The organism is Roseateles violae, from assembly GCF_030410485.1.
In the GTDB taxonomy this organism is placed as follows: Bacteria; Pseudomonadota; Gammaproteobacteria; order Burkholderiales; family Burkholderiaceae_C; genus Roseateles_D; species Roseateles_D violae.
Genome location: NZ_JAUHHC010000001.1, coordinates 408,741 through 434,361 on the forward strand (window position 1 = coordinate 408,741; position 25,621 = coordinate 434,361).

The window sequence follows — 25,621 nt, forward strand, 5'->3', positions numbered from 1 at the left end:
GTGGGAGCGGAGGGATATGCGGAGCGGGGTCGCTAGACGAGAACTATGTCGCGGCCCGCGCGCGCAATGCATGAACCGGCCCATGCCAGCCTCAAGCGTTGACTTGTGGTGACGATAGTCCGAGCGATGAGCAAGGCCTTTGCAGCGACGAGGTGGATGCACATGCCCCGAATGAGCGGTCGGCATGCGCTGCGCTGCGGCCTGCTCGCATTGCTGCCGTCGCTGGCGCTGCTGAGCGCCTGCGACCCCGGTTCGTCCACCGACAAGCCGGCCGCCCAGGCCGCTGCGCCGCGCGATGCGGCGCTGTGGCAGCAGCTCGAGCAGATCGAACGCAAGGGTCGCGCCCGCCCGGCCAGCCATGATCCGGTGCTGCACGCGCTGCAGGAGCGCACCGCCCCGGGCAGCCTCGAGCGCATCGAGGTTCTGGGCCTGCGCGGCCTGCTGGCCGCCTATGCGCAGGACCGCACGCTGGTCGAGCAGATCAGCCAGCAGCTCGCCGACTGGCCGGTCGCCGCGACCAAGCTCGACGCGCGCCTGGCCCAGGCCCATGTGCTGGGCCAGTACTACAAGGCGCGCGGCGACTTCCGCGAGGCGCGCAAGAGCCTCGCCCTCGTCGGCGAGAAGGACTTCGAGCAGGGCAGCGCTCTGGCGCGGCAGCGCTGCCTGCTGGTCATGGCGTCGGTGCTGGCCGACGTCGGCGAGATGGACGCGGCCATCGCCCATGCGCTGCAGGCGCTGCGCCTGGCCGACGGCATCGGCCAGCCCTGGCGCCGCGCGCTGGCCCTGAGCGAGCTGGCTAATGAATACCGCCGCACCGACCAGGGGGCGCGGGCACGCCAGGCGATCGCCGACGCGCTGCAGGAGGCCCAGCACGAGCCCGACCCGGCGCTGCTGATGATCCTGCAGCAGACGCGGGCCCTGGTTTACCAAAGCGACGCCGGTTCCAATATCCAGCTGAGCGCGCAGTTGGAGGCGCTGAAATACGCGGTCGAGGCCGGCGCCGACTCGGTGCGTGCCCAGGGCCAGGCCAATCTGTCCGACTACTACCTGAACCGCGGCGACTATGCGCGCGCGCTGCAGATCGCGCAGGAGGCGCTGCCGCTGGCGCGCGCGACGCGCAATCTGAACGCCGAGATCGTCGCCCGGCTGAACACCGGCATGGCGCAGATCGCGCTGGGCAAGGTCGCCGAGGGCCGCGCCGAGGCGCGCGCCGCGATCACGCTGGACGAGCAGCAGGGCGCGACCTCCTATGTGGCCGAGAGCTGGCAGGAGCTGGGCCGGCATCTGGAGCGCGCCGGCGACCTGATCGGCGCCATCGAGGCCCACCACGAATACCGCCGCCTGGCCGAGCAGGTGCTGCGCGAGGACACCCGCAAGGCGGTGCTCGACGCGCAGGAACGCTACGACGCCGAGCAGCGCGCCAAGGAGATCGAGCTGCTGAACCGCGACAACAGCCTGAAGGCCGAGCAGATCCGCGCCCGCGATCTGGAGCTGCAGCTGTGGGCCGCGCTGGGCGGCTGCGTCGTGCTGTTCGCCACCCTGATGGGCATGGCCTACCGCCGCATCCGCCGCACCAATGCCGATCTGGCCAGCACCAACGAGCGCCTGAAGGTGCAGAGCGAGCGCGACCCGCTGACCGGCCTCGCCAACCGCCGCCATTTCCAGGCCGCGATCAAGGAGCTCGCCGCCGAGGGCCGCCTGTCCGGCACCGTCTTCCTGATCGACATCGACCATTTCAAGCGCATCAACGACGTGCAGGGCCATGCGGCCGGCGACAGCGTGCTGATCGAGGTCGCGCAGCGCCTGCGCAGCGCGCTGCGCGAGGACGATCTGGTCGTGCGCTGGGGCGGCGAGGAATTCCTGATCGTCGTCAAGGCGCGCGACCCGGCCTTTGCCCGCACGCTGGCCCAGCGCCTGCTGGACCTGATCGCGCAGCCGCCGGTGCGCCACGGCACGCAGTCGATCGCGATCACCGCCTCGATCGGCTTCGCCAGCTTCCCGATCGAGCCGCATGGGCTGACGCTGAACTGGGAGCGCGCGATCGATCTGGTCGACACCGTCATGTATATGGCCAAGGCGCATGGCCGCAACAAGGCCTATGGCATCGAGCAGATCGCAGCCGCCGACGAGGCGCAGCTGGCCCAGCTCTCCAACCGCATGGAAGCGGCCTGGCACGAGGGCCAGGTCAAGCTCGTCGCCCTGCAGGGCGCGGCGCCGCCGCCCACGCCGGCGCCGGCCACCGAGGAGTTGTGCGCATGAGCGCCCGCCGTTTCAGCCGCCGCCGGCTTGCCGGACTCGGCCTGAGCCTGACCCTGGCGCTGCTGCCGCTGGCCGCCCGCGCGGCACTGGACGAGGCGCTGGAAAAGCAGCTCGCCCGCCTGGTGCAGCTGGGCCAGCAACGGCCCGAAGCGGCGCTGGCCGAGCTGAACCGCTTGCGCGATGCACCGCAGGCGCAGCAGCCGCGGCTCGACTTCGCCGAGGCGCGCATCCGCATGCTGGGCGGCGACGATGCCGCCGCGCTCAAGCTGGCCGAGAGCCTGGCCGCGCGGCCGGACATGGCCGCCCAGGCGGCGCTGGTGCGCGCCGGCATTGCCGAGCGCCAGGGCCAGAGCTCGGAGGTCGCCGCGCTGGCCCAGCTGGCGCTCGATCGCCTGAACGAGCAATGCACGCCCGGCGACGAGGCGGCCAGCCTGAAGCGCGGCTGCGATTTCCGCAGCGCCTGGCTGGCCCTGCACATGCTGCAGCAGGACCAGCTGCTGCGTGGCGCACTGCCGCAGGCGCTGGCGCAGGCGACGCGCGCGCTGGCGCTGGCGCAGGTCGGCCAGGATCTGAACGCCAGCCTGCAGAGCATGGGCGCGATCGCCCAGATCCTGCAGGCGCAGGACCTGCTGCCCGAGGCCCGCCAATGGCTGGCCCGTGCCCGCCAGCTGGCCGAGGGCGATGCGCTGCTGATGGCCCAGGCCAAGACCTTCGAGGCCGTCGTGGCCGGCCGCAGCGGCGACAAACCCGGCCAGTTCAGGGCGCAGATGGAAGGCCTGGAGCTGGCCCGCCAGGCCGGCGCCGATCGCCTGGTCGCGCGCGCGCAGAACAATCTGGCCGACTACTACATGCACCAGGGCGAACCGGCGCGCGCGCTGGCGCTGGCGCGCGAGGCGCTGCCGGTCTTCCTGCGCCTGAAGGACCAGAGCTTCGAGCGCCTGCTTCGCCACAATATGTCGGTGGCGCTGGTGCGGCTGAAGCAGTTCGACGCGGCGCGGCGCGAGATCGCTCGCGTCGAGGAGCTGCGCCGCGGCCAGGCCGACACCACCTCGCGCATCCGCCAGCTGCGCGAGCTCGGCGAGGCCTGGGCCGAGGCCGGCCAGCCGCGCGAGGCGATCGCGCTCTTCCATCTGGAGCGCGAGCTGACCGCCGAGGCCAATGCGCGCAACCGCGAGGCCTCGCTGCGCGAACTCGAGCAGAAGTACGACAGCAGCCGCAAGCAGCGCGACCTCGATCTGCTGACGCGCGACAAGACGATCAAGGACCAGCAGCTGGGCAACCGCCGCCTCGCGCAGCAGGTCGGCATTGCCGTCGCGCTGCTGCTGGGCATGTCGCTGCTCTTGGCGGCCGTGATGGTGCGCAAGGTGCGCGCCGCCAACAAGCGGCTGAAGGCCAAGCAGGCGCAGCTGCGCCTGCAGAGCGAGCGCGACCCGCTGACCGAGCTGGCCAATCGGCGCCACTTCCTGGCCGTGATGGAGCAGCAGCCGCAGGCGCAGTTCAGCGGCGCGCTGTTGATGATCGACATCGATCACTTCAAGCATGTCAACGACGAGCACGGCCATGCAGTCGGCGACGTCGTCATCTGCGAGGTCGCGCGGCGCCTCTCGCATGCGGTGCGCAGCGAGGACCTGGTGGTGCGCTGGGGCGGCGAGGAGTTCCTGGTCTTCGCGCCGGACGTCAGCCAGCACCAGCTGGTGCTGCTGGCCGAGCGCATCCTGCTGAACGTCGGCAGCCTGCCGGTCGAGACCGAGGACGGCCCCTTGCGCGTCACCGTGTCGATCGGCTTCGCCCATTTCCCGCTGCCGCCCATGCATCTGAGCGTGCACTGGGAACAGGCGGTCAACTGGGCCGATATGGCGCTCTACACGGCCAAGGCGCAGGGCCGCAACCGCGCGATGGGCATCGCCACCGTCGATGCGCGCGACACCGATGCGCTGCTGCAGATTGAGGCCGATTTCGAGGCCGCCTGCTCGTCCGAGCGGGTCAGCCTGCGCCAGGTGCTGGGCCCGCCGCCGCTGACCACCGCCGCCGCCGCGTCGGCCAAGCCCTCGACCGCCGACATCGCCTGAGCGCTTCCCGAGGCACGCCGGCGCCGGAAGACGGCATACTGCCTGCACAACAAGCAGGAGACCGCGATGACTCAAGACCTGACCCGCCGCCGGCTGTTGAGCCTGTCGGCCCTGGCCGGCCTCGGCGCGCTGCCGCTGCCGGCGGCGCTGGCGCAGGCCGCCTGGCCCGCCAAACCGGTGCGCATCATCGTGCCCTTCGCGCCGGCCGGCACCACCGATCTGCTGGCGCGCGCGATGGCGCCGGAGCTGCAGAAGGCCTTTGGCCAGCCCTTCGTGGTCGAGAACAGGCCCGGCGCCGGCGGCAATCTCGGCGCGGCCGAGGTCGCGCGCTCGAACGATGGCCACACCATCCTGATGGGCACCGTCGGCACCCATGCGATCAACCAGGCGCTGTACCAGCAGAAGCTGCCCTATGACCCGGTCAAGGACTTCACGCCGATCACCCTGGTCGCCGCGGTGCCCAATGTGCTGGTGCTCAACCCGGCGCAGGCGCAGAAATACGGCATCAACACGGTGCAGGACCTGATCCGCGTCGCCAAGGCCAATCCGGGCAAGCTGAACATGGCCTCCAGCGGCAATGGCACCTCCATCCATCTGGCCGGCGAACTGTTCAAGAGCATGACCGGCACGTTCATGCTGCACTTCCCCTACCGCGGCTCCGGCCCGGCCCTCTTGGACCTGATGGCGGGCAATGTCGACCTGATGTTCGACAACCTGCCGTCCTCGCTGCCGCATATCAGGAGCGGCAAGCTGAAGGCCATTGCCGTCACCAGCGCCGCGCGCAGCGAGGCCCTGCCCGATCTGCCGACCATCGCCGAGGCCGGCGGCCCGCTCCTGAAGGGCTACGAGGCCAGTTCCTGGTTCGGCCTGCTGGCGCCGGCCAGCATGCCGGCCGAGCAGGTGGCGCGGCTGCAGCGCGAGGCGGCCAAGGCCTTGCACACGCCGGCGATCAAGGAGCGCCTGGCCTCGCAGGGCGCCGTCGCCAGCGGCATCACGAGCGCCGAATTCGCCGCGCTGATCCAGAGCGAAACGGCCAAATGGGCCAAGGTCGTCAAGACCTCGGGCGCCAAGGTCGACTGAAGGCCCTGCCCGGCAACGGGCGCCGCCTATACTGCCCGGCGCCCGCCATGCTGCCGACCCGCCTGCTCGCCCATGCCTGTTGATCTCGACGGCGTCCGCGCCTACTTCGCCCGGGGGCCGCTGCGCGAGGACCTGCTGGCCGCCTTCATCGTCAGCGTGCTGCTGATCCCGCAAAGCCTGGCCTACGCGATGCTCGCCGGCCTGCCGGCGCAGATCGGCCTCTACGCCAGCCTGCTGCCGCTGCTGGCCTATGCGGCGCTCGGTTCCAGCCCGGTGCTGGGCGTCGGGCCGGTCGCCGTGCTGGCGCTGATGATCGCGCAGGGCCTGGGCGAGCTGCCAGCGGGCGTCGCGCCCAGCGAGGGCGCGCTGGTGCTGGCCGCCGAGACCGGCCTGATCCTGGCGATCGCCGCCTGGCTGCGCCTGGACGCGCTGGCCTCGCTGCTGTCGGTGCCGGTGCTGCATGGCTTCGAGACCGGCGCGACCCTGGCCATTGCCTTCAGCCAGCTGCCGGTGCTGCTGGGCAGCCGCGCCCATGGCTTCGATCTGCCGGCACTGTGGCAGGACGCCCGGCAGGGCGGCTTCGACTGGCACGGTCTGTCGGCGCTCTACGGTCTGGGCGCCTGCGCCGCGCTGCTGGCCGCGCGCCGCTGGCTGGCCGGCACGCCGGGGCGGCTGGCGCCGCTGCTGCTGCTGCTCGGCACGATCGCGCTGGCCTGGCACAGCGATGCGCTCTCGCGCGGCGTCGCCCTGGTCGGCGCACTGCCGCGCCTGCGGCTGGAACTGGGCCTGCCGCGGCTGGACGGCGCGCTCTGGCTGGCCCTGCTGCCGCATGCGCTGCTGGTCGCGCTGATGGCCTATGTGTCCAGCCTGGTCGTCGCCGAATCGCTGGCGCGCCGGCGCGGCGAGAAGGTCGATGCGCGGCGCGAGCTGGCCGGCCTGGCCGGCGCCAACCTGCTCGCCGCGGCCAGCGGCGGCATGCCGGTGGCCGGCAGTTTCTCGCGCAGCGTGCTGCTGCACGATGCCGGCAGCCGCACCCGCGCCAGCGGCGCCTTCATCGCCGTCTTCATGGCGCTGGCCATGCTGCTGCTGGCCGCACCGCTGGCCTGGCTGCCGAAGGCGGTGCTGGCCGCGACCATCATGGTCGCCGTGCTGTCGGGCCTGCGCTTCGAACCCTACCGCGATGCCTGGCGCTACGCGCCGGCCGAGGGCCTGCTGATGCTGGCCGTCACCGCGCTGGTGCTCTTGGTCAGCGTTGCCGCCGGCCTGGCGCTGGGCGTACTCGGCTCCATCGCCCTGCTCCTGCAGCGCACCGCACGCCCGCATGTGGCGCTGATCGGCCGCGTGCCCGGCACCGAGCATTACCGCAATGTCGACCGGCATGCGGTCGAATGCCTGCCCGGCGTGCTGGGCCTGCGCATCGACGAAAGCCTGCTGTTCACCAATGCGCGCAATCTGACCGAGGTGGTGCAGGGCTTTCTGCAGCAGCATGCCGGCACCCGCCGCGTCGTGCTCTTGATGTCCCCGGTCAACAACATCGACTTCAGCGGCCTGGCCGCGCTGCAGGAGCTGCACCAGAGCCTGGCGCGCCAGTCGGTGCGGCTGGACCTGTCCGAGGTCAAGGGCCCGGTGCTGGACCGCCTGCGCGCCAGCGGCTGGCAGCGCTGGTTCAAGGGTCAGGTCTATCTGAGCCACCACCAGGGCATGATGGACTGAGCAAGCGGATCAGCGCACCTTTTCCAGCAGCGCATCGATGCCGGCGAGGAAATGCGCGACATTGATCGGCTTGGTCCAGTAATCGTCGAAACCGCTGGCGCGCGCGGCCTCGATATCGCTGGGCAGCGCATTGGCCGACAGCGCGATGAAGCGGCAGTGCGCCAGCACCGGCCGGTGGCGCAGCGCATCCAGCACCGCGCTGCCGTGCAGATCGGGCAGCTGCATGTCCAGCAGCACGACGTCGGGCAGGAACTCCAGCGCCTGCTCGATGCCGTCCTGGCCGGTGCCGGCGCAGCGCAGCTCGACCTCGGGCCGCAGCGCCAGCAGCTCCATCACCAGCAGCTGATTGACCGGGTTGTCCTCGACGCAGAGCAGGCGCAGCCGCGAGCCGGCCGCGCCGCGCCGACCGTCGGCCCAGCGCTGCTGCGTCGGCAGCGCATCCAGCTCGTCCAGCGGGGCGGGCCGCGTTGCCTCGGTGTCGGCCGGCAGCCAGATGCGGAACTCGCTGCCGACGCCGGGCTCGCTGTCCAGCTCGATCTGGCCACCCATGCGCTCGGTCAGCTGGCGCACGATGGCCAGGCCGATGCCGGTGCCGGCGATGCCCTCCAGCTCGGCGCCGAGCCGGTTGAAGGGTTCGAAGATGCGCTTCTTCTGCTCCGGATGCAGGCCGCGGCCGCTGTCGCGCACGACCAGCGCCCACTGCTCGCTCTCGTCGGCGCCGCGCCGGGCGGTGCCGACCTCGACCCAGCCGCCGGCGCGGTTGTACTTGATCGCATTGGTCAGCAGATTGATCGCGATCTGGCCCATGCGCCGGCGGTCGGCGCGCACGCGGCCATGCAGATGCGGCCGCTGCAGGCGCAGCCCGATACCGGCCTCGGCCGCCATCGCCGCCACCCAGTCCATGGTCTCGCGCGCCAGATCGTCGAGCTCGACCGGATCGGCCGCCAGCGGCTGCTCGTCGACGTCGATGCGCGCCAGGTCCAGCACATCGTCGATCAGCGCCAGCAGGTGGCGGCCGGCCGCCTCGATGCGGGCGACCCGCTCGGCCTGGCGCGGGCTCAGCGGATCGCGGCCGTCGACCGCCATCAGCTGGGCGAAGCCGAGCACGGCATTCATCGGCGTGCGCAGCTCGTGGCTGACGCGGGCCAGGAATTCGCTCTGCGTGCGCTTGAGCTGCTCGAGGCGCTTGCCCTCCAGCGCCAGCGCCTCGGCGTGGTGGCGCTCGGTCACGTCGACATTGACGCCGGCCATGTACTGCAGCTGGCCGTTGGCATCGTGCACCGCCTTGCCACGCGTGACCAGCCAGCGCAGGCTGCCGTCGGGCCAGACGACGCGGAACTCGCATTCATAGGGCAGGCCGTCGCGCTGGTGCTGCTCGGTCACGCGCTCCAGCTCGGCGCGGTCGTCCGGATGGATGCACAGCGAGCCCAGCTCGTGCGGCGAGCGCGGATCGGCCGGATCGAGGCCGCGCAGCCGGTACATCGCCTCGCTCCAGAAGGTCTGCTGCGCATCGATGCGGCGCCAGACGCCGACGCCGGCCGCGCTGAGCGAGTAGAGCGCGCGCTCGCGCTCCTGCTGCAGCTCGAACTCCTTGCCATGCCGCTCGGTCACGTCCAGGTGCAGGCCGAAGGCGACCGCCCGGCCATCGCGCAGCTCACGCCGCGCCCAGCTGTAGGTCCAGCGCGTGCCGCCGTCCGGCAGCAGCACGCGGAACTCGGTCTGGTGCACTGGCGTCACCAGGCGGTCGGCCTCGGCCAGCTCCTCGCCGACGCGCAGCCGGTCCAGCGGATGCACATGGCGGTTCAGCCATTCGTCCAGCGCCGGCGCGCCCTCGGCCGGATCGCGCTGGTGGATGCGGAACATCTGCGCGTTCCACTCGATGCGGCCGCTGGGCTCGTCGCGGTTCCACAGGCCCAGGCCCAGCGCCTCGGCGACCGAGCCCATGCGCTCGTGCAGGCGCAGCAGGTCCTCGCGCTCGCGCACCAGCTGGCTGATGTCCAGCGAGATGCCGGCCAGGCCCTGCAGCCGGCCCTCGGCATCGCGCACGGCGACGCGCCGCGTCAGCAGCGGCAGCCAGCTGTTGTCCCGCTGCAGATAGCGGGCGACCACGTCGACGATCTGGTTGCTCTTCAGCGCGCGCCGCATCGCCTCGAACGAAGGCTGGCGATCCTCCAGATGGATGCGCTCGCGCACCTCCTCCAGCGGCACGCTGCGCGAGCCCGGCTCGACGCTGATGGCCGGCGCCGCATCGGGGTCGATGCTGAGCATCTGGTTGCTGGCATCGATGCGCCAGGCGGTCACGCCGGCCGCGCGCAGGGTCGCCGCCAGCGAGGAGTCGATCTGCCACCACAGCAGCGCGCCGTCGGTCACCCGCAGCAGCCGGCCCTCGATCCAGGGCCCGTCCGGCCCCAACTGGCGGTTCGGCGGCTCGCCGGGCGCCAGGCAATCGGCCGCCAGCGCCTGCCAGCGCCCGCCCAGGCCGGCCTCGTCCAGGCCCTGGTGCAGCGCCCAGTCGCGCGCGGCCGCATTGGCCTCGCAGCGCAGCGGCGCGCCGGCCCAGACGCGCAGCGCCGGCTGCGGAGCAAGCCGCCAGAAGTCTTCGAGGTCCGACATGGCCGTGAGAGTCGCAGCAGTCTGTTCGCTTGGCAAGCCCCATGCCGGGTCGCTGTGGCGCCATACACGCTAAGCTCGGCGCATGTCGCACCTGATCGAATCGCTCGCCCGTCGCCTGCAAGCGCTGCTGCTTGTCGCCTCGCTGCTGGCCGGCGCGCCGCTGGCCGCGCAGCCGGCGCTGCTGAAGCCGCAGCGCCTGTCCGAACATGTCTGGCTGCTGGAAGGCCAGTCGGCGCTGGGCAGCCGCGAGAACCGCAACTACATCTCCAATGCCGGCCTGATCATCGGGCCCGAGGGCGTCGTGCTGGTCGACGCGCTGGGCTCGCCGGCGCTGGCGCGCGAGCTGCTGGCGCTGATCAAGACGATGAGCGACAAGCCGCTGACCCATGTGATCCTCACCCATTACCACGCCGACCATGTCTACGGCCTGCAGGTGCTGAAGGCGGCCGGCGCGACCATCGTCGCCCACCAGGCGGCGCGCGAATACCTGCAGAGCGACACGGCGGCCCAGCGCCTGCAGGCCAGCAAGGAGCAGGGCCTGGTCGAAACGCAGACGCGGCTGGTGCCGGCCGACCGCTGGATAGACGGCGACACGCCGCTGCGCGCGGCCGGGCTCGATCTGCAGCTGATGCCGGTCGGCCCGGCGCACACGCCCGAGGACCTGGCGATCTGGCTGGCGTCGGACAAGCTGATCTTTGCCGGCGACCTGGTCTTCCGCGGCCGCGTGCCCTTCGTCGGCCAGGCCGACAGCCGGCGCTGGATCGCCTCGCTGGACCGGCTCCTGACCCGCCCGGCCGCCATCGTCGTGCCCGGCCACGGCCCGGCTTCGACCGACGCGCTGCAGGATCTGCTGCTGACGCGCGACTACCTCGCCTATCTGCGCGCGACCATGGGCCGCGCCGCCCGCGAGATGACGCCATTCGACGAGGCCTATGCGGCGACCGACTGGTCGCGCTACGAGGCTCTGCCCCTGTTCAAGGTCGCCAACCGCATGAATGCCTACAACACCTATCTGTTGATGGAGCAGGAGAAGCCCTGAGGAGCCGCCCATGAAGATCGGTGAACTTGCCCGCGCGGCCGCCACGCCGGTCGAGACCATCCGCTACTACGAGCGCGAGGGCCTGCTGCCACCGCCGGCGCGCACGCAGGGCAATTTCCGCATCTACGAGGCCGCGCATCTGGAGCGCCTGCAGTTCATCCGCTACTGCCGCGGCCTCGACATGTCGCTGGACGAGGCGCGCGCGCTGTTGCGCTTCCGGGACGATCCGGGCGCCGACTGCGGCGATGTCAACGCGCTGCTGGACGAGCATATCGGCCATGTCTCGCGCCGCATCCGGGAGCTGCGCGCGCTCGAGCGGCAGCTGAAGGCGCTGCGCCGGCGCTGCGGCGAGGCGCCGCGCGCCAGCGAGCAATGCGGCATCCTGGCCGGCCTGGCCGAGGCGGCGCGCGAAGCGCAGGCGCTGGCGGCCCGCGAGCCGGGCCATCTGCGCTCGGTTCACCAAAACTAGCAGCCTAGGCCACCAGCATCACCGCCACCGCGATCGCCATCACGGCGGTGGCGGCCCAGCCGAATACGCGATGCCGGGCGGTGATGGTCCAGGCGCCCATCAGCCGGCGCGACTGGCCGATCCACATCATCACCACCATGATGGGCACCGAGATCACGCCGTTGACGATGGCGCTCCAGAGCAGCGCCTTGATCGGGTCGAGCTCGACGATGCTCATCAAGGTGCCGATGCCGGTGGCCGCGATGATGATGGCGTAGAAGCCGCGCGCCTCGTGAAAGCCGTGCGAGAGCCCGGCGCGCCAGCCGAAGACCTCGCTGACCGCATAGGCGGCCGAGCCGGCCAGCACCGGCACGGCCAGCAGGCCGGTGCCGATGATGCCCAGCGCGAACAGGCCGAAGGCGAATTCGCCGGCCACCGGCCGCAGCGCCTCGGCCGCCTGGGCGGCGGTCTGGATGCCGGCGACGCCCTGCAGATTGAGGGTGACGGCCGTCGCCAGCACGATGCACAGCGCGATTGCGTTGGAGAACAGCATGCCGGCATAGGTGTCCTGCTTGATGCGCCGCAGGTGTTCGCGCGCATGGGCCGGCTCGCTGCGCCGCGCCGCCGGCTGCGGGCGCCGGCGCTCGTCCTCGACCTCCTGCGCCGCCTGCCAGAAGAACAGATAGGGGCTGATCGTCGTGCCCAGCATCGCGACGACCATGCCGGCGTAGTCGCCGCGCGTCGCGCCCTCGGGGAAGAAGCGCCAGGGCTGCAGCGACTCCAGCGTTGCCTGCCGCCAGGGCACCTGGACGACCAGGACGACGGCGAAATAGGCGAACAGCGCCAGGGTCAGCCACTTGAGGATGCGCACCGAGCGCTCGTAGGAGAAGCAGACCTGGCCCAAGACGCACAGCGCGCCGAAGCCGACGATGTAGAGATGCGCCGAGCCACCGGCCAGCAGTCGCGCCGCCTCGGCCATCGCGCCGATGTCGGCGGCGATATTGATGGTGTTGGCGACCACCAGCAGGCCCACCAGCGCCAAGCTCAGCCAGCGTGGGCAGACGCGCGCGATATTGGCGGCCAGGCCCTCGCCGGTGACCCAGCCGATGCGTGCCGACAGCATCTGGATGCCAATCATCAAGGGCGTCGTCAGCAGCAGGGTCCAGACCAGGCCGAAGCGGAACTGCGAGCCGGCCTGCGAATAGGTGGCGATGCCGCTGGGATCGTCGTCGGCGGCGCCGGTGATCAGGCCGGGGCCCAGGCGCCGGGCCAGTTCGCGCGGCTGGGGCAGCTGGCGGCGCGCAAAGGCGAGCGCGCGGCCGGCCAGAAAGAGCTTGCGTTGGATCAGTTCTTGCACGGGAGTCTCCCGCCGCCCCGGCAAGCAGGGCGGAAGCGCGCGCGCCGCAAGAGGGCAGCGCGCCGATTCATCTGAAAGATCCGGGCAGCAGCGGCGCTGGGATTCGCGCCGGCCTGCGGTCCGGGGATGGGTGCTGCCCCCACCGCCCGGTTCCGCACCTCGCGTCGTCGAGGGCTTAGAAACTGGACGGCGAAGGCCAGCGACTAGGGGCTGGGTTCATGGCAGGGCCGTCTGTTGAGGTGGCGCGATTGTCGCCCCGCGCTTTTGCGCGCGTCAACGCGCGCCGGCCAACTTAACCTTCGAGCAACAAGCGCTAGCACGCCGGCCGCCGCCCCGTGCGGATCCGACAATTCGGGGAGCAGGGTCGAGGGCGATCAGCCCCGGACAGGACAGGTGTAGCCTTGCTCTGTTACCGTGCGCGCCTAATTAAAAAAGGGACCACCGCATGAGCGAACTCCAACGGCGCCTGGGCGCCCTCGGCGAAGCCCGTTTGCTGGGCATGCGCCGGGGCATCGAGAAGGAAAGCCTGCGCGCCCTGCCCAATGGCAGTCTGGCGCTGACGCCGCATCCGCAGGCCCTGGGTTCGGCCCTGACGCATCCGCACATCACCACCGACTACAGCGAGTCGCAGCTGGAGCTGATCACCGGCGTGCATGCCGGCATCGAGGACTGCCTGGCCGAGTTGCGCGAGGTGCATCAGTACGTCTACAAGGTGCTGGCCGACGAGGGCGGCCATGGCCATGACGAGCGCCTGTGGGTCGGCTCCATGCCCTGCGGCCTGCCGACCGACGAGACGATCCCGCTGGGCCGCTACGGCAATTCCAATGTCGGCCGCAGCAAGAGCGTCTACCGCATGGGCCTGGGCCAGCGCTACGGCCGGCGCATGCAGACCATCTCGGGCATCCACTACAACTGGTCGATGCCGGGCGTGACGAGCGAGCAGTACTTCGCCCTGATCCGCAACTTCCGCCGCCATTCCTTCCTGCTGCTGTACCTGTTCGGCGCCTCGCCGGCCCTGTGTTCGAGCTTTGTCGCCGGCCGCCAGCACGAGCTGCAGGCGCTAGGCAACCACAGCTTCTACATGCCGCACGGCACCTCGCTGCGCATGGGGCGGCTGGGCTACCAGAGCGATGCCCAGGCCTCGCTGGCCGTCAGCTACAACAGCCTGGAGAGCTATGCCGCCTCGCTGCAGGAGGCGCTGACCCGGCCCTACCCGGCCTACGAGGCGGTCGGCGTGCGCAATCCGGGCGGCGACTACAACCAGCTCTCGACCAGCCTGCTACAGATCGAGAACGAGTTCTACGGCACCATCCGCCCCAAGCGCGTGATCCGCTCGGGCGAGCGCCCGCTGCACGCGCTGCGCGAGCGCGGGGTCGAGTACGTGGAAGTCCGCTGCATGGATCTCGACCCCTTCGTCGACATTGGCATCACCGGCGGGACGATGCGCTTCCTCGACGTCTTCCTGCTGCACTGCCTGCTCAGCGACAGCCCGCCGGACACGCCGGCCGAGATCGCCGCGCTGGCGCGCAACCAGCACCGCGTCGCCGCACGCGGCCGCGAGCCCGGCCTGATGCTGGAACGCGGCGCTGCCGAGTGCAGCCTGGTCGACTGGGGCGCCGAGCTACTGGACGAATGCGAGCCGATGGCCGCCGCGCTGGACGCGGCCCATGGCGGCGCGGCCTACCGCCAGGCGCTCAGCGCCGCCAAGATCGCGCTGCAGGAGCCCGAGGGCACGCCCTCGGCACGGGTGCTGGCGGCGATGGCCGGCGATTTCGATCACTCCCATGTCGGCTTCATACGCCAGCGCTCCGAGGACATCCGCCGCGAGATGCTGGCCCGGCCGCTGAGCGCCGAGCAGCTGGCCCGCGCCGAGGCGCAGGCGCGCGAATCGCTGGCCGAGCAGGCCCGCATCGAGGCGGCCGACACGCTCGATTTCGAGAGCTATCGCCGGCGCTATCTGGCGCCGGAGAGCCTGCTGGCCTGAGCAGCTTGCTGCAAAACTACTGCGGCGACCATCTGCCGCGTTGTGCGGTGCTCGGAGCGGCTCAAGGTTTCAGATAGGCATAGCCCTCGCGCGTCTGCAGGCGCGCGATGCGCACCACGCCGGACGGGGTGAAGGCGGCGTCGAGCACGAACTGCTTCTTGTCCAGATTGCGGTTCTTCAGCGTGATCTCGCAGACCTCGAAGACCACGCCGCGCGCGACCAGGGCCGAGACCAGGGAGGCGTAGTCGATGTTCGGATTGGCCTTGTCCTTGGCGCCTTCCATCAGGAAGTCGACGCCCTCGGCATGGGTGACGACCAGGATCTTGGTGTCCGGCGCCACGTCCAGATGGTTGCGGATATTGCGCAGGCCCTTGGTGGCCTGGCCGGCCGTGTTGTCGATGTGATAGACGACCTTGTCGCCGCCCTGGGCGGCGGCTTGGGTCTGCGCCAGCGCGGCGGCGCTGCCGGCAGCAAGGGCGGCGCCGAGCGCGGCGCGGCGGCTGGGGATGGTCTGGCTCATATCGGGTCCTCCTCGGGATGGGCGGGTATCGGTTTCAGGGCAGGCGCAACTCTGCCAGCTTCCAGCTGACGACGCCGTCGCGCCGCAGCACCAGGTCGACCGGCTCCTCGTCGGCGCCGCGCTTGCGGACGCTGACCACAAAGCGGTTCGGGCTTTCGTAGCCCATCTCGGTCAGCAATTCCTCGTCCGTCGGCGCCGGCTCGGAGGCGGGCAGCGCAACGGCGGCCGCCGCCGGCCGCTGGCCCTGCAGCACGCGGGCCAGGCTGGCCGGCGTGATCGCCGCGTCGACCATGGGCCCCAGCAGCGCCGCGGCAACGGCCGCGCCCATTGCGCGCGCCGGCGTCGGCGGCTCGGCCTCGACGGCCTCGGTGCGCGTGCCCAGCAGCCGTCCGCGCAGGCCCCGCTTCAGGCTCTCGCGCACCGCCTCGACATCGACATAGCCGGCCAGCTTCTGCGCGTCCTGGGCGGCGGCCGCGCTGCGCATCTCGCGCAGGGCCAGATAGGGGCTCAGGTAGAGGCCCAGCAGCAGAAGCAGCAGCGCCAGTGCACCCAGCAGCAGCGGCTTGATCGGCAAGCGTCCCTTCTTCATCGCCGCCGCCTCACAGGCTCGCGTGGCGGCGCAGCGATTCCAGCCGCAGCGCGATCCGCTGTTCGAGCTCGGCCAGCTCACGCTGCAGCCGCTGCTGCGTCTCGCCCTCGTCGCCGGCCGCGGCCAGCGCCGCGCGCAGGCAGGCGCGCTCATGGAACAGGCCCAGCTCCGGCGGCGCATAGCCGGCGTTCTTGAGGATCTTGAACGGCATTCGCAGGCCCTCGGGCGTCGCCTCCCAGCCCGCGTCCTCGGCCAGCGGCCGGCCCCAGCTCTCGGCCGTGGCCAGCTCGCCGGACGCGATCGCGGCCTGCAGATGGCGGGCGATTTCCTCGTCGGTCATGGGCGCTCGCTCAGCGCCAGGCGCAGGCCGAAGGACAGGAACAGCGCGCCGATGCCGCGGTTCAGCCAGCGCGCCAGCAGCGCGCCGGGCCGCAAGCGGCGACTGGCCAGCGCCGTCGAGACGGCCAGCAGATGGCACCACAGCATGCCGTTGAAATTGAAGATCGCGCCCAGAACGATGAAGGCCAGCGCCTTGTGCGGCGCCTCCGGCGCGATGAACTGCGGCACGAAGGCGAGGAAGAACAGCGCCACCTTGGGATTCAGCACATTGGTCCAGAAGCCCTGGCTGAAGATCTTGCGATAGGGCAGCGGCGGCGGGGCCGGCGGCGCATCGCCCGCCCCCTCGTTCGCCGCCTCGCTGCGCCGGCTGATCAGCATCGCCAGGCCGATCCAGACCAGATAGGCGGCGCCCAGCCATTTGACGACGCTGAAGGCCCAGCTCGAGGCGGCCAGCAGCGCCGACAGGCCCAGCGCCGCCGCCAGCACATGGACGCAGGTGCCGGCGCCTATGCCCAGCGCGGCGGCCGAGCCGGCGCGCCAGCCCTGCGTCGCGCTGCGCGTCATGATCAGCAGCGAATCGGGGCCCGGCGCGATGTTCAGGAGCAGGCCGGAAATAATGAACAGGCTCAGGTCGTGGATGCCAAGCATGGGGAACAACTCCGTCGAGCCCTCAGCCTAACCGATCCGCCGCGGGCGTGTCCGCGGCTGGCAGCTCGCGCAGCATCAGCAGCTCGTCGGCGGCGAGGCCGTTGCGCGCCAGCCGCTGCGCCCGCGTCGCCTCGACAAAGCCCAGTCGCCCGAGCAGGCGCAGCGAGCGCCAGTTGGCGCGCTTGAGCATGGCATGCAGGCGCTGCGCGCGGTACTGCCGGGCCAACTCCTCGATCATCGCGCTGCAGGCCTCGAAGGCGAGGCCGCGGCCCCAGTGCGTGCTGCCGAGTTCGTAGGCGATCGCCGTGCTGTCGGCGGCGACGCTGGCCTGCACATAGCCGATCAGCGCCGCCGATGCCTGCTCGCGCAGCACCCAGTTCAGCCACAGCTGGCGGCCGTCGGGCGAGCGCCGGCTCTCCAGCCGCAGATAGCGCTGGCGCAGCGCCTCGACCGAGTCCGGCGGCGCGTTCTCGTAGGCGTAGAGCGCCGGATCGCTGAGCACGACGAACATCGCCGGCGCATGCTCGGCAAGCTGCGGTTCCAGCCGCAGGCGCGCGCTTGCCAGTTCGCGCATCAGCGCCATGGCCAGAGCCCCAGCCAGGCCAGCAGGGCCGCCAGCAGCAGCAGCCACAGCAGCACGATCGCCGCCGCGGCCAGCCAGCTGCGCGGCTTTTCAAGCAGGGCCGCGGCACGCGCGCGGGCGCGCTGCATCACCGCAGCCGGCATCCAGCGCAGCACCAGCCACAGGCCCAGCGGCAAGAGGATCAGCTCGTCCAGCAGGCCCAGCACCGGGATGAAGTCGGGGATCAGATCGATCGGGCTCAGCGCATAGGCCGCGATGAACAGCGCCAGCAGCCGTGGCAGCAAGGGCGCCGCCGGATCGCGCGCGGCAAAGAAGACGGCGATCACCTCGGACCGCAGCGCCAGCGCCCAGCGCTTCAGCAGGCCAAGGCGCCGGCCCATCGCTCAATCACCCCAGACGACTTTTTTCCTGCCGGCCACCCACTCGTCGTAATGCGCGGCATAGACCTCCTCGATCCGGTTGCGCTTGACCTTGAAGGTCGGCGTGATGAAGCCGTTGTCGACGGTCCAGGGCGTCTTGATCGCGACCAGGCATTCGAGCTGCTCGTGCGGGTCGAGCCGCGCATTGATCTCGTCCAGGTGCGCGCTCAGCTGCGCGTCGAGTTCGGCGCGCGCGGCCGCGCTGCCGCCGCTGCGCTCGGCCGCATCGGCCGACAGCATCACCACGCCCAGCGGCTGGCTCAGGTTCGCGCCGGTGACCACGCAGGCCTCGACGGCCGGGTGCATGCACAGGCGGTCCTCGATCGGCGCCGGCGCGACGTACTTGCCCTTGCTGGTCTTGAACAGGTCCTTGACCCGGCCGGTGATGCGCAGGCAGCCATTGGCGTCCTCGGCGGCCTTGTCGCCGGTGCGCAGCCAGCCATCGGCCGTGAAGGCCTCGCGGCTCTGCTCGGGCTCCTTGTAGTAGCCCAGCATCACCGCCGGGCTGCGCATCTGCAGCTCGCCGCTGGCCGGATCGATGCGCGTCTGCACGCCGGCGTAGGGCTTGCCGACCGTGCCGCGCTGGTTCTGGCCCGGGATGGTGATGTGCGAGACGGCCAGGTTCTCGGTCATGCCATAGCCCTCGTTGATCGGCAGGCCCAGCTTCGCGTACCACTCGAGCAGGGCCAGCGGCATCGGCGCGGCGCCGCCGGCGGCAATGCGGCACTGGTCCAGGCCCAGCGCCTTCTGCACCTTGCGCCGGATCAGGCCGCCGATCAGCGGCAGCGAGAGCAGCAGGTCCAGCTTCTTCTGCGGCAGCTTCTGCAGGATGCCTTGCTGGAACTTGACCCACAGCCGCGGCACCGAGAAGAACACGGTCGGCCGCGCGCGCTGCAGATCGGCGGCAAAGCTGTCCAGCGACTCGGCGAAGTAGATGCGCATGCCGGTGTGCAGCCAGCCATGCTCGACCAGCATGCGCTCGACCACATGGGCCAGCGGCAGATAGGACAGCATGCGGTCCGAGCCACTCAGCTGGAAGCGCTCGATGCCGGTGGAGATCGCCCACGCAAAGGCGCCGAAGCTGTGCATCACGCCCTTGGGCAGGCCGGTCGTGCCCGAGGTGTAGATCAGCGTGCACAGCTCCTCGGCGCCGCGCACCGGTTCGCCCTGCAGCGGCGGCGTGCGCGCGCAGATCGCGTCCCAGCCCTCGTAGCGCTGCTTGGCCTCGTCCGGCGACAGCGGATAGCTGATGCAGGGCAGGCCCATCGGCACACCGGCCTTCATCGTCTCCCAGCCGTCGAGCTTGCCGACAAACAGCGCCTTGGCCTCGCTGTGCTCGAGGATCTGGCGGATGGTCTCCGGCGCCAGAGTCGGATAAAGCGGCACCGAGACATGGCCGGCCATCCAGATCGCCAGGTCGCTCATCAGCCACCAGGCGCAGTTCTTCGACAGGATGGCGATCTTGGAGCCCGGCTCCCAGCCCTGCGCCTGCAGATGGGCGGCCATGCGGCGCACGCCGTCAGCGACCTGGGCCCAAGTCAGCTCCAGCAGCTGGCCGCCGCCCAGCGGCTGGGTCAGCGTCGGGCGATCGGGGGCCTGGCGCTCCCAGTGGTACAGGCGCTGCAGCGCCAGCGAATCGGTGGCGATGGCGGGCATCGGCGGTCTCCTTTTTTATGTGCCGCCTTTCTATCACGCGGCCAGGGCCGCCCGCCCTCTGGTCAGCCCTGCTCGGCCTCCTGCAGCGCGGCCAGCGCCGCCTGCAGCGCCTCGGGTGCGAGGCCCTCGGCGCGCTGCACCGGGGCCTGGTCCAGCGCCGCCGCGCCCTCGCGCTTGAGGCGGGCGACCCACTGGCCGGCCTCGCGGCCGGCCTCGAAGCCCTCGCTCTGCAGCAGCAGCGAGCCATCGGCGGCATTGAGCTTGAAGTAGAAGCGGCCATCGGCCTCGCGGTACTGCTTGAACACGGGCAGCGCCGGCTTGTCGGCCTTCACCACCTTGGCCGCGGCCTGCGGGACCGCGCTGAAACGCGACAGACCGACCGCCGCGCGCAGCTCCGCCAGCAGCGGCGCGGCCAGCGCGCGCGCCTTGGCGGCACCTTCCTGCAGGATGGCCTCGATCTTCTCCGGATGCGCCATCAGCTCGGCATAGCGCGCGCGCATCGGGCCGATCTGCGATTCGATCTGATCGAACAGGCGCTGCTTGGCCTCGCCCCAGGCCAGGCCGGCGCGCAGCTCGGCGCGGAAGGCCGCGCGCTGCTCGGGCGTGGCAAAGGCGTCGAAGATGGTCACCAGCGCCTGGCCCTCGGGCTCCTTGGGCTCGCCGGGCAGCCGGGAGTCGGTGACGATGCGGGCGATCGCCTCGCGCAAGGCCTTGGCGCCGCCCTCGAACAGCGGCACGACGTTGTCGTAGCTCTTGCTCATCTTGCGGCCGTCCAGGCCCGGCAGCAGCTCCATCTCGGCATCGGTCTGCGCCTCGGGCAGCACGAAGAACTCGCGGCCCCGGCCGAACAGATGGTTGAAGCGCTGGGCGACGTCGCGCGCCATCTCGATGTGCTGGACCTGGTCCTTGCCGACCGGCACGCGGTGCGCGTTGAACATCAGGATGTCGGCCGCCATCAGGATCGGGTAGCTGTACAGGCCCATGGTCACGCCGGCGTCGGCGTCCTCGCCCTCGGCCAGATTGGCATCGACGGCGGCCTTGTAGGCATGCGCCCGGTTCATCTGGCCCTTGGAGGTGACGCAGGTCAGCAGCCAGGTCAGCTCGGGGATCTCGGGGATGTCGCTCTGCCGGTAGAACACCACGCGCGCCGGATCGAGGCCGGCGGCCAGCCAGGTGGCGGCGATCTCCAGGCGCGAACGGGCGATGCGGTCCGGCTCGTCGCACTTGATCAGCGCGTGGTAGTCGGCCATGAAGAAGAAGCTCTCGACGCCGGCCTCGCGGCTGGCGGCGATCGCGGGCCGGATCGCGCCGACGTAATTGCCGAGATGCAGGGTACCGGTGGTGGTGATGCCGGTCAGGACGCGCTGGGTCATGGTGTGCGGAATGCAGACAGTGAAGGGCTATTGTCGAGCAAGACGGCACGGGATCGGCCAGCCGGGGGAGGGGACCGGCGCCCAAGCCGCGCCCGAACCGCTAGCATTCGCACACCCCAAAACAGCGAGAGCCGTAGCAAAGGCGCCGATGACCTCCTTGATGCTGATCAGCGCGGGCCTCAATGCGATGCTCGGCGGCGCCCTGTTGCTGCTGTGGCGCCTGGATCGGCGCTATCTGCATGTGCGGCAATGGGGCTGGAGCTGGGTGCTGCTGGGCGGGGGCCTGATCCTCGGTCCGGTGCTGCAGGATGCGCTGCCGGCCGGGCCGCTGCGCAATCTGCAGATGCTGCTGGGCGCGACGGCGCTGATGGGTTCGCAGCTGCTGCAGCTGGCCGGTGCGCTGGCCTACCGCGGCCATGCGCTGCGGCTGCGCCTGGCGCTGCCGGCGCTGGCGGTGGCGGTGCTGGCCCTGGCCGTGCTGGGCCTGCGCGACTTCCATGCGGCGCTCTGGTTCGGCGCCGCGCTGCTGGCGGTGGGCAGCGCCTGCAGCGCGCTGCTGCTGTGGCGCGGCGGCCATCGCTTCGAGCGCTGGATCGCCGCCGGCTTCGCCGCGCTGGCCCTGGTGCACCTGAGCGGCCCCCTGCTCGATCCGCAGGGCCGCTCGGCCATCACCTACACGGCTGGCCTGCTGGTGCAGACGGCGCTGAGCCTGGGCCTGATCCTGCTGTCGGTGGGCCGCGCGCACCGCGAGACGCGCCGCCAGGGCGAGCGCTTCACCCGCCTGGCCGAGCATTCGCTGCAGGGCCTGGTGGTGCTGCAGAACCACCGCGCCGTCTATGCCAACCCGGCGGCGCTGACGATGTTCGGCTTCGAGGAGGTCGCGGTGCCGGCGCCCGAGCCGACCGATCTGCTGGCCGAGCTGGTGCCGCTGGAGTTGCAGGCGGCGGCGCGCGAGCGCCATGCGGCGGTGCTGGCCGACCGCGGCGCCCGCATCGAATGGGACAGCACGCGGCTGTCACGCGACGGCCGGGTGATCCATATCCGCGGCCTGTCCAGCCATCTGGAATGGGACGGCGCGCCGGCCGAGCTGCTGGTGATGATCGACGACACCTCGCGCCAGCGCGCCACCGACGCGCTGCGCCGCCAGGCCCTGCACGACGAGCTGACCGATCTGCCGAACCGCAATTTTGCCGTCGAGCGCCTGCGCGAGCTCAGCTATCTGGGCGCGCCGCCCTTCGCGCTGATCTCGGCCGATCTGGACCGCTTCCAGCTGGTCAACGAAAGCCTTGGCTACGAGGTCGGCGACGGCCTGCTGCGCGCGATCGCGCGGCGCCTGACCCGGCGCCTGCCGCCGCAGGCGACGCTGACCCGGCTCGGCGAGGACCAGTTCCTGGTGCTGATCGAGGGCACGGCCGAGCGTGCGGCGGCACAGGAGGTCGTCGAGCAGCTGATGGGCATGCTGGAGACGCCCTTCGCCGTCGAGGGCACCGAGCTGCTGGTACATATGTCGGCCGGGGTCGCGCTGTTTCCGCAGGACGCGCGCGACGGCGCGGCGCTGCTGCGCGCCGCCGAGGCCGCCATGCACCGCGCCAAGAGCCGCGCCGGTGCAGCCTGGCTGTTCTTCGACCAGGGCATGAACGGCGCCTCGCGCGCGCGCCTGGACACCGAGCAGGCACTGGGCCGCGCGATCGCGGCGCGCGAGTTCCTGCTCGAGTACCAGCCCAAGTTCCGCGCCGGCACGCGCACGCTGAGCGGCTTCGAGGCGCTGGTGCGCTGGGAGCGGCCCGGCCGTGGCCGCGTCAGCCCGGGCGAATTCGTGCCGGCCGCCGAACGCACCGGCCAGATCAAGGCGCTGGGCGAGCTGATCGTCGAGCTGGCCTGCACGCAGCTGCTCGACTGGCAGCGCCGCTTCGGCCGCGCGCCCTCGGTGGCGATCAATGTGTCGCCGCTGCAGTTCGAGGACGCCGGCTTCGCCGGTCGCCTGCTGGCCCGGCTGGCCGCGCTGGGCCTGCCCAGCGGCGCGCTGGAGATCGAGATCACCGAGACCGCCGCCATCGGCCATCTGGGCCGCGTGCTGCCGCAGCTGAACCGGCTGCGCAGCGAGGGCGTGGCCTGTGCGCTGGACGATTTCGGCACCGGCCAGTCCTCGCTGACCATGCTGCGCCAGCTGCCGATCAGCACGGTCAAGCTGGACCGCAGCATGATCGAGCCGCTGCCCGAGGTGCAGGCCAGCGCCGTCGTGATGGCGACCTGCGCGCTGGGCCAGTCGCTGAACCTGGAGATCGTGGCCGAAGGCGTGGAGACCGAGCAGCAGGCCGAGGCCGCCGAGGCGCTGGGCTGCACCCAGCTGCAGGGCTACCACCTGGGCCGGCCGATGACGCCGGAACAGGCCGGCGAGCTGCTGACGCTCGCCTTCGCCGCTCAGTAGGCGGCCATCGGCTCGCCCAGGCGGATCGCGCCGCCGGGCTGCCAGGCACCGTTGAAGCTCAGCGGGCCCTTGGGAAACAGCATCACCACGGTGGAGCCGAGCAGGAAGCGGCCCATTTCCTCGCCCTGCTTCAGCGTGATGTGCTGCTCGGCATAGCGCCAGTCGCGGACATGGCCGGGGCGCGGCGGGTTGACCTGGCCATGCCAGACGGTGGCCATCGAGCCGACGATGGTGGCGCCGACCAGCACCAGCACCCAGGGACCGCGCTCGCCCTCGAACACGCAGACGACCCGCTCGTTGCGGGCGAACAGGCCCGGCACGCCGCGCGCCGTCGTCGGGTTGACCGAGAACAGATCGCCGGGCACATGGATCATGCGCGTCAGGCGCCCGGCGCAGGGCATGTGGATGCGGTGGTAGTCGCGCGGGCTGAGGTAGAGCGTGGCGAAATGCCCGTCCTCGAACTGCGCGGCCAGCTGCGCATCGCCGCCGAGCAGGGCCGTCGTCGAATAGCTGTGGCCCTTGGCCTGGAAGATCTGATCGCGGGCTATGGCGCCGTACTGGCTGATCGCGCCGTCGACCGGGCAGATCAGCGGCGCCTCGGCGATCGGGCGGGCGCCCGGCTTCAGCGCGCGCGTGAAGAATTCATTGAAGCTCGGGTAGCTGGCGATGTCGGGATCGGCCGCCTCGGCCATGTCGACGCGGTAGCGCGCGACGAAGCGGCGGATCACCGCCGTCGTGATCCAGCCCAGGCGCGCCGAGGCCAGCTTGCCGGCCAGCCGGGTCAGGGCCAGCTTGGGCATCAGGTATTGCGGCAGCACGGCCAGGCGGTCGGACACGGGGAATCCTGTGAGTTTTTTGGAGCCGGGCGATTGTAGAGGGCCGTCCCCAGCCGGTGCCGGCGGCGCCCCCGTTACCATTGGCATACCCGCGCCGGCCAGGCGCCGACCCCGATTCGCATGGAAATCTATCTCGACGCCAATGCCACCACACCGGTGCTGGCGCAGGCCGCGCAGGCGGCCTTGCAGGCGATGGCCGACGATTTCGGCAACCCCAGCAGCGTGCACAGCACCGGCCTGAAAGCCCGGGCGCTGATGGATGCGGTACGCGCGCGCGCCAAGGCCCTGCTGGACACCGGCGCCGGCCAGCTGCTGTTCACCAGCGGCGCGACCGAGGGCATTCAGACCGCCGTGCTGTCGGCGCTGAACGCCTTGCGCGGCCGCCCCGGCGTCGACTGCCTGCTCTACGGCGCGACCGAGCACAAGGCGGTGCCCGAGGCGCTCAGGCATTGGAACCAGCTGCTGGGCCTCGGTTTCGAGATCAAGCCGATCCCGGTCGACGGCGTCGGCCGGCACGACCTGGACTTCCTGCGCCGCCACGCCGCCCGCGCCGGCCTGGTCTGCACGATGGCGGCGAACAACGAGACCGGCGTCATCAGCGATCTGGCCGGCATCGAGGCGGCGCTCGCGGGCAGCCCGGCCTTCTGGCTGGTCGACGGCGTGCAGGCCCTGGGCAAGCTGCCGCTGCGCCTGGCCCGGACCCGCATCGACTACGCGCCCTTCTCGGGCCACAAGCTCTATGCGCCCAAGGGCATCGGCCTGCTCTATGTGCGCGAGGGCGCGCCGGTGACGCCGCTGATGGCCGGCGGCGGCCAGGAAGGCGCGCTACGCGCCGGCACCGAGAACATGTCGGGCATCGCGGCCCTGGGCGCGGTGCTGGCGGCGCTGGACGATGGCCGCACCTTCCGCAGCCATGCCGAGCTGGCGCAGATGCGCGCGCGGCTGCTGGCCGCGCTGACCGAGGCGCTGCCGGGCCTGGTGCTCAATGCGCCGCTGGCGGGCACGCTGCCCACGACCTTGAACTTCGCCGTGCCGGGCCTGTCCTCGCGCCTGCTGCAGGATCTGTTCGATGCCGGCGGCGTGCGTGTCTCCGGCGGCTCGGCCTGCAGCGCCGCCAAGGCCGCGCCCAGCTTCGTGCTGGAGGCCATGGGCCTGCCCGAATGGCAGGCGGCCGGCGCGGTGCGCCTGTCCATAGGCCCCGCCACCGAGGCCGCGCTGGTCGACGAGGCCTGCGCCCGCATCCGCGCCTGCGGCGAGGCGCTGCGCCAGCACAGCCCCGGCGATGGCCCCTGGTGCGACGACCCGAACGCGCTGGATCTCAGTGGCGCCGATGCCGTCGACTGCCGCACCGTCATCGGCGCGCAGCTGGAGGATTTCCTGCGCCGCCAGCCGGATCTTGTCATCGTCGACGTGCGCGAGCCCTACGAACATGCGCTGCCGCTGCCGGCCCTGCTGGCCGCACGCGAGATGCAGGCCGTGCCGATGAGCTGCCTGGGCACCGCGGCGCCGCAATGGCTGGCTTCAGGGAGGCCGCTGCTGTTCTTCTGCCGCAGCGGTGGCCGCAGCCGCCAGGCCGCGCAGACCCTGGCCGGCCTCGGCCACGAGCAGAGCTGGACGCTGGCCGGCGGCCTGGCCCTGCTGCCCGATCCCGCCGGCCACGGCTGACCA

General features: G+C 71.3%; 20 protein-coding genes. 9 read left to right on the top strand and 11 right to left on the bottom strand.

Going from position 1 to position 25,621, the window contains the following annotated elements; genetic code table 11:
* Nucleotides 1-162: 162 nt before the first annotated feature.
* From QWJ38_RS01735 to QWJ38_RS01750, 4 genes are all read left to right on the top strand, one after another.
* Nucleotides 163-2,259, top strand: a complete 2,097-nt coding sequence (locus tag QWJ38_RS01735) for a GGDEF domain-containing protein (RefSeq protein ID WP_290357312.1) — start codon at nucleotides 163-165, stop codon at nucleotides 2,257-2,259.
* A complete protein-coding gene (locus QWJ38_RS01740; protein ID WP_290357313.1) occupies nucleotides 2,256-4,328 on the top strand; it encodes a diguanylate cyclase in 2,073 nt (690 codons plus the stop codon). The genes QWJ38_RS01735 and QWJ38_RS01740 overlap by 4 nt, the downstream gene beginning before the upstream one ends.
* 66 nt (nucleotides 4,329-4,394) lie before the next feature.
* Nucleotides 4,395-5,408 (top strand): Bug family tripartite tricarboxylate transporter substrate binding protein, encoded by a 1,014-nt coding sequence (locus QWJ38_RS01745; RefSeq protein ID WP_290357314.1) that lies wholly within the window; start codon nucleotides 4,395-4,397, stop codon nucleotides 5,406-5,408.
* Nucleotides 5,409-5,480: 72 nt separating this feature from the next.
* Nucleotides 5,481-7,121, top strand: a complete 1,641-nt coding sequence (locus QWJ38_RS01750; protein WP_290357315.1) for a SulP family inorganic anion transporter — start codon at nucleotides 5,481-5,483, stop codon at nucleotides 7,119-7,121.
* A 9-nt stretch (nucleotides 7,122-7,130) separates the two neighbouring features.
* Here QWJ38_RS01750 and QWJ38_RS01755 read toward each other — a convergent pair whose 3' ends face one another.
* On the bottom strand, nucleotides 7,131-9,734 hold the full coding sequence (locus QWJ38_RS01755; protein ID WP_290357316.1) for a PAS domain-containing protein: 2,604 nt from the start codon (nucleotides 9,732-9,734) through the stop codon (nucleotides 7,131-7,133).
* Between the two features lie 82 nt (nucleotides 9,735-9,816).
* On the opposite strand from QWJ38_RS01755, the gene QWJ38_RS01760 reads away from it, so the two are divergent.
* Together QWJ38_RS01760 and cadR are read left to right on the top strand one after the other, a co-directional pair.
* Nucleotides 9,817-10,773 carry an MBL fold metallo-hydrolase gene (locus tag QWJ38_RS01760; protein ID WP_290357317.1) on the top strand — a complete coding sequence of 319 codons (957 nt, stop codon included), beginning with the start codon at nucleotides 9,817-9,819 and terminating at the stop codon, nucleotides 10,771-10,773.
* 10 nt (nucleotides 10,774-10,783) lie between these two features.
* Complete coding sequence (cadR, locus tag QWJ38_RS01765; protein ID WP_290357318.1) at nucleotides 10,784-11,242, top strand: Cd(II)/Pb(II)-responsive transcriptional regulator; 459 nt, start codon at nucleotides 10,784-10,786, stop codon at nucleotides 11,240-11,242.
* 4 nt (nucleotides 11,243-11,246) lie between these two features.
* Here the strand turns inward: cadR and QWJ38_RS01770 are convergent, their stop codons facing one another.
* A complete protein-coding gene (locus tag QWJ38_RS01770; RefSeq protein WP_341850471.1) occupies nucleotides 11,247-12,578 on the bottom strand; it encodes an NRAMP family divalent metal transporter in 1,332 nt (443 codons plus the stop codon).
* A 445-nt stretch (nucleotides 12,579-13,023) separates the two neighbouring features.
* On the opposite strand from QWJ38_RS01770, the gene gshA reads away from it, so the two are divergent.
* Complete coding sequence (gene gshA, locus QWJ38_RS01775; RefSeq protein ID WP_290357319.1) at nucleotides 13,024-14,562, top strand: glutamate--cysteine ligase; 1,539 nt, start codon at nucleotides 13,024-13,026, stop codon at nucleotides 14,560-14,562.
* A 61-nt stretch (nucleotides 14,563-14,623) separates the two neighbouring features.
* Here gshA and QWJ38_RS01780 read toward each other — a convergent pair whose 3' ends face one another.
* From QWJ38_RS01780 to QWJ38_RS01815, 8 genes are all read right to left on the bottom strand, one after another.
* Entirely contained in the window at nucleotides 14,624-15,082 is a 459-nt protein-coding gene (locus QWJ38_RS01780) for a DsrE family protein (RefSeq protein ID WP_290357320.1), read from the bottom strand.
* 34 nt (nucleotides 15,083-15,116) lie between these two features.
* Complete coding sequence (locus tag QWJ38_RS01785) at nucleotides 15,117-15,671, bottom strand: DUF2939 domain-containing protein (protein WP_290357321.1); 555 nt, start codon at nucleotides 15,669-15,671, stop codon at nucleotides 15,117-15,119.
* Between the two features lie 10 nt (nucleotides 15,672-15,681).
* Nucleotides 15,682-16,011, bottom strand: coding sequence for a DnaJ family domain-containing protein (locus QWJ38_RS01790; protein ID WP_290357322.1), 330 nt, complete (start codon nucleotides 16,009-16,011; stop codon nucleotides 15,682-15,684).
* The gene (locus tag QWJ38_RS01795; RefSeq protein ID WP_290357323.1) at nucleotides 16,008-16,658 is read right to left on the bottom strand and encodes a LysE family translocator; all 651 of its coding nucleotides are present in this window, start codon (nucleotides 16,656-16,658) and stop codon (nucleotides 16,008-16,010) included. Before QWJ38_RS01795 ends, QWJ38_RS01790 begins: the two co-directional genes overlap by 4 nt.
* A gap of 22 nt (nucleotides 16,659-16,680) precedes the next feature.
* Entirely contained in the window at nucleotides 16,681-17,232 is a 552-nt protein-coding gene (locus tag QWJ38_RS01800; RefSeq protein WP_290357324.1) for a GNAT family N-acetyltransferase, read from the bottom strand.
* Entirely contained in the window at nucleotides 17,232-17,621 is a 390-nt protein-coding gene (locus QWJ38_RS01805) for a DUF1232 domain-containing protein (protein ID WP_290357325.1), read from the bottom strand. The genes QWJ38_RS01800 and QWJ38_RS01805 overlap by 1 nt, the downstream gene beginning before the upstream one ends.
* 3 nt (nucleotides 17,622-17,624) lie before the next feature.
* The gene (locus tag QWJ38_RS01810) at nucleotides 17,625-19,316 is read right to left on the bottom strand and encodes an AMP-binding protein (RefSeq protein WP_290357326.1); all 1,692 of its coding nucleotides are present in this window, start codon (nucleotides 19,314-19,316) and stop codon (nucleotides 17,625-17,627) included.
* Nucleotides 19,317-19,378: 62 nt separating this feature from the next.
* Complete coding sequence (locus QWJ38_RS01815) at nucleotides 19,379-20,689, bottom strand: tryptophan--tRNA ligase (protein ID WP_290357327.1); 1,311 nt, start codon at nucleotides 20,687-20,689, stop codon at nucleotides 19,379-19,381.
* 148 nt (nucleotides 20,690-20,837) lie between these two features.
* On the opposite strand from QWJ38_RS01815, the gene QWJ38_RS01820 reads away from it, so the two are divergent.
* Nucleotides 20,838-23,117 (top strand): putative bifunctional diguanylate cyclase/phosphodiesterase, encoded by a 2,280-nt coding sequence (locus QWJ38_RS01820; RefSeq protein ID WP_290357328.1) that lies wholly within the window; start codon nucleotides 20,838-20,840, stop codon nucleotides 23,115-23,117.
* On the opposite strand, the gene asd is transcribed toward QWJ38_RS01820, so the two are convergent.
* Entirely contained in the window at nucleotides 23,111-23,953 is an 843-nt protein-coding gene (asd, locus tag QWJ38_RS01825) for an archaetidylserine decarboxylase (protein WP_290357329.1), read from the bottom strand. The two genes, QWJ38_RS01820 and asd, sit on opposite strands and share 7 nt — an antisense overlap.
* Nucleotides 23,954-24,073: 120 nt before the next feature.
* Between asd and QWJ38_RS01830 the strand changes: the two genes are divergently transcribed.
* Complete coding sequence (locus tag QWJ38_RS01830) at nucleotides 24,074-25,618, top strand: aminotransferase class V-fold PLP-dependent enzyme (RefSeq protein ID WP_290357330.1); 1,545 nt, start codon at nucleotides 24,074-24,076, stop codon at nucleotides 25,616-25,618.
* Nucleotides 25,619-25,621 lie beyond the last annotated feature (3 nt).

Bases quoted from the DNA above. Each gene is read 5' to 3' on its own strand.
- QWJ38_RS01735 (WP_290357312.1), top strand. From the start codon at position 163: ATGCCCCGAATGAGCGGTCGGCATGCGCTGCGCTGCGGCCTGCTCGCA.
- QWJ38_RS01740 (WP_290357313.1), top strand. From the start codon at position 2,256: ATGAGCGCCCGCCGTTTCAGCCGCCGCCGGCTTGCCGGACTCGGCCTG.
- QWJ38_RS01745 (WP_290357314.1), top strand. From the start codon at position 4,395: ATGACTCAAGACCTGACCCGCCGCCGGCTGTTGAGCCTGTCGGCCCTG.
- QWJ38_RS01750 (WP_290357315.1), top strand. From the start codon at position 5,481: ATGCCTGTTGATCTCGACGGCGTCCGCGCCTACTTCGCCCGGGGGCCG.
- QWJ38_RS01755 (WP_290357316.1), bottom strand. From the start codon at position 9,734: ATGTCGGACCTCGAAGACTTCTGGCGGCTTGCTCCGCAGCCGGCGCTG.
- QWJ38_RS01760 (WP_290357317.1), top strand. From the start codon at position 9,817: ATGTCGCACCTGATCGAATCGCTCGCCCGTCGCCTGCAAGCGCTGCTG.
- cadR (WP_290357318.1), top strand. From the start codon at position 10,784: ATGAAGATCGGTGAACTTGCCCGCGCGGCCGCCACGCCGGTCGAGACC.
- gshA (WP_290357319.1), top strand. From the start codon at position 13,024: ATGAGCGAACTCCAACGGCGCCTGGGCGCCCTCGGCGAAGCCCGTTTG.
- QWJ38_RS01780 (WP_290357320.1), bottom strand. From the start codon at position 15,082: ATGAGCCAGACCATCCCCAGCCGCCGCGCCGCGCTCGGCGCCGCCCTT.
- QWJ38_RS01785 (WP_290357321.1), bottom strand. From the start codon at position 15,671: ATGAAGAAGGGACGCTTGCCGATCAAGCCGCTGCTGCTGGGTGCACTG.
- QWJ38_RS01790 (WP_290357322.1), bottom strand. From the start codon at position 16,011: ATGACCGACGAGGAAATCGCCCGCCATCTGCAGGCCGCGATCGCGTCC.
- QWJ38_RS01795 (WP_290357323.1), bottom strand. From the start codon at position 16,658: ATGCTTGGCATCCACGACCTGAGCCTGTTCATTATTTCCGGCCTGCTC.
- QWJ38_RS01800 (WP_290357324.1), bottom strand. From the start codon at position 17,232: ATGCGCGAACTGGCAAGCGCGCGCCTGCGGCTGGAACCGCAGCTTGCC.
- QWJ38_RS01805 (WP_290357325.1), bottom strand. From the start codon at position 17,621: ATGGGCCGGCGCCTTGGCCTGCTGAAGCGCTGGGCGCTGGCGCTGCGG.
- QWJ38_RS01810 (WP_290357326.1), bottom strand. From the start codon at position 19,316: ATGCCCGCCATCGCCACCGATTCGCTGGCGCTGCAGCGCCTGTACCAC.
- QWJ38_RS01815 (WP_290357327.1), bottom strand. From the start codon at position 20,689: ATGACCCAGCGCGTCCTGACCGGCATCACCACCACCGGTACCCTGCAT.
- QWJ38_RS01820 (WP_290357328.1), top strand. From the start codon at position 20,838: ATGACCTCCTTGATGCTGATCAGCGCGGGCCTCAATGCGATGCTCGGC.
- QWJ38_RS01830 (WP_290357330.1), top strand. From the start codon at position 24,074: ATGGAAATCTATCTCGACGCCAATGCCACCACACCGGTGCTGGCGCAG.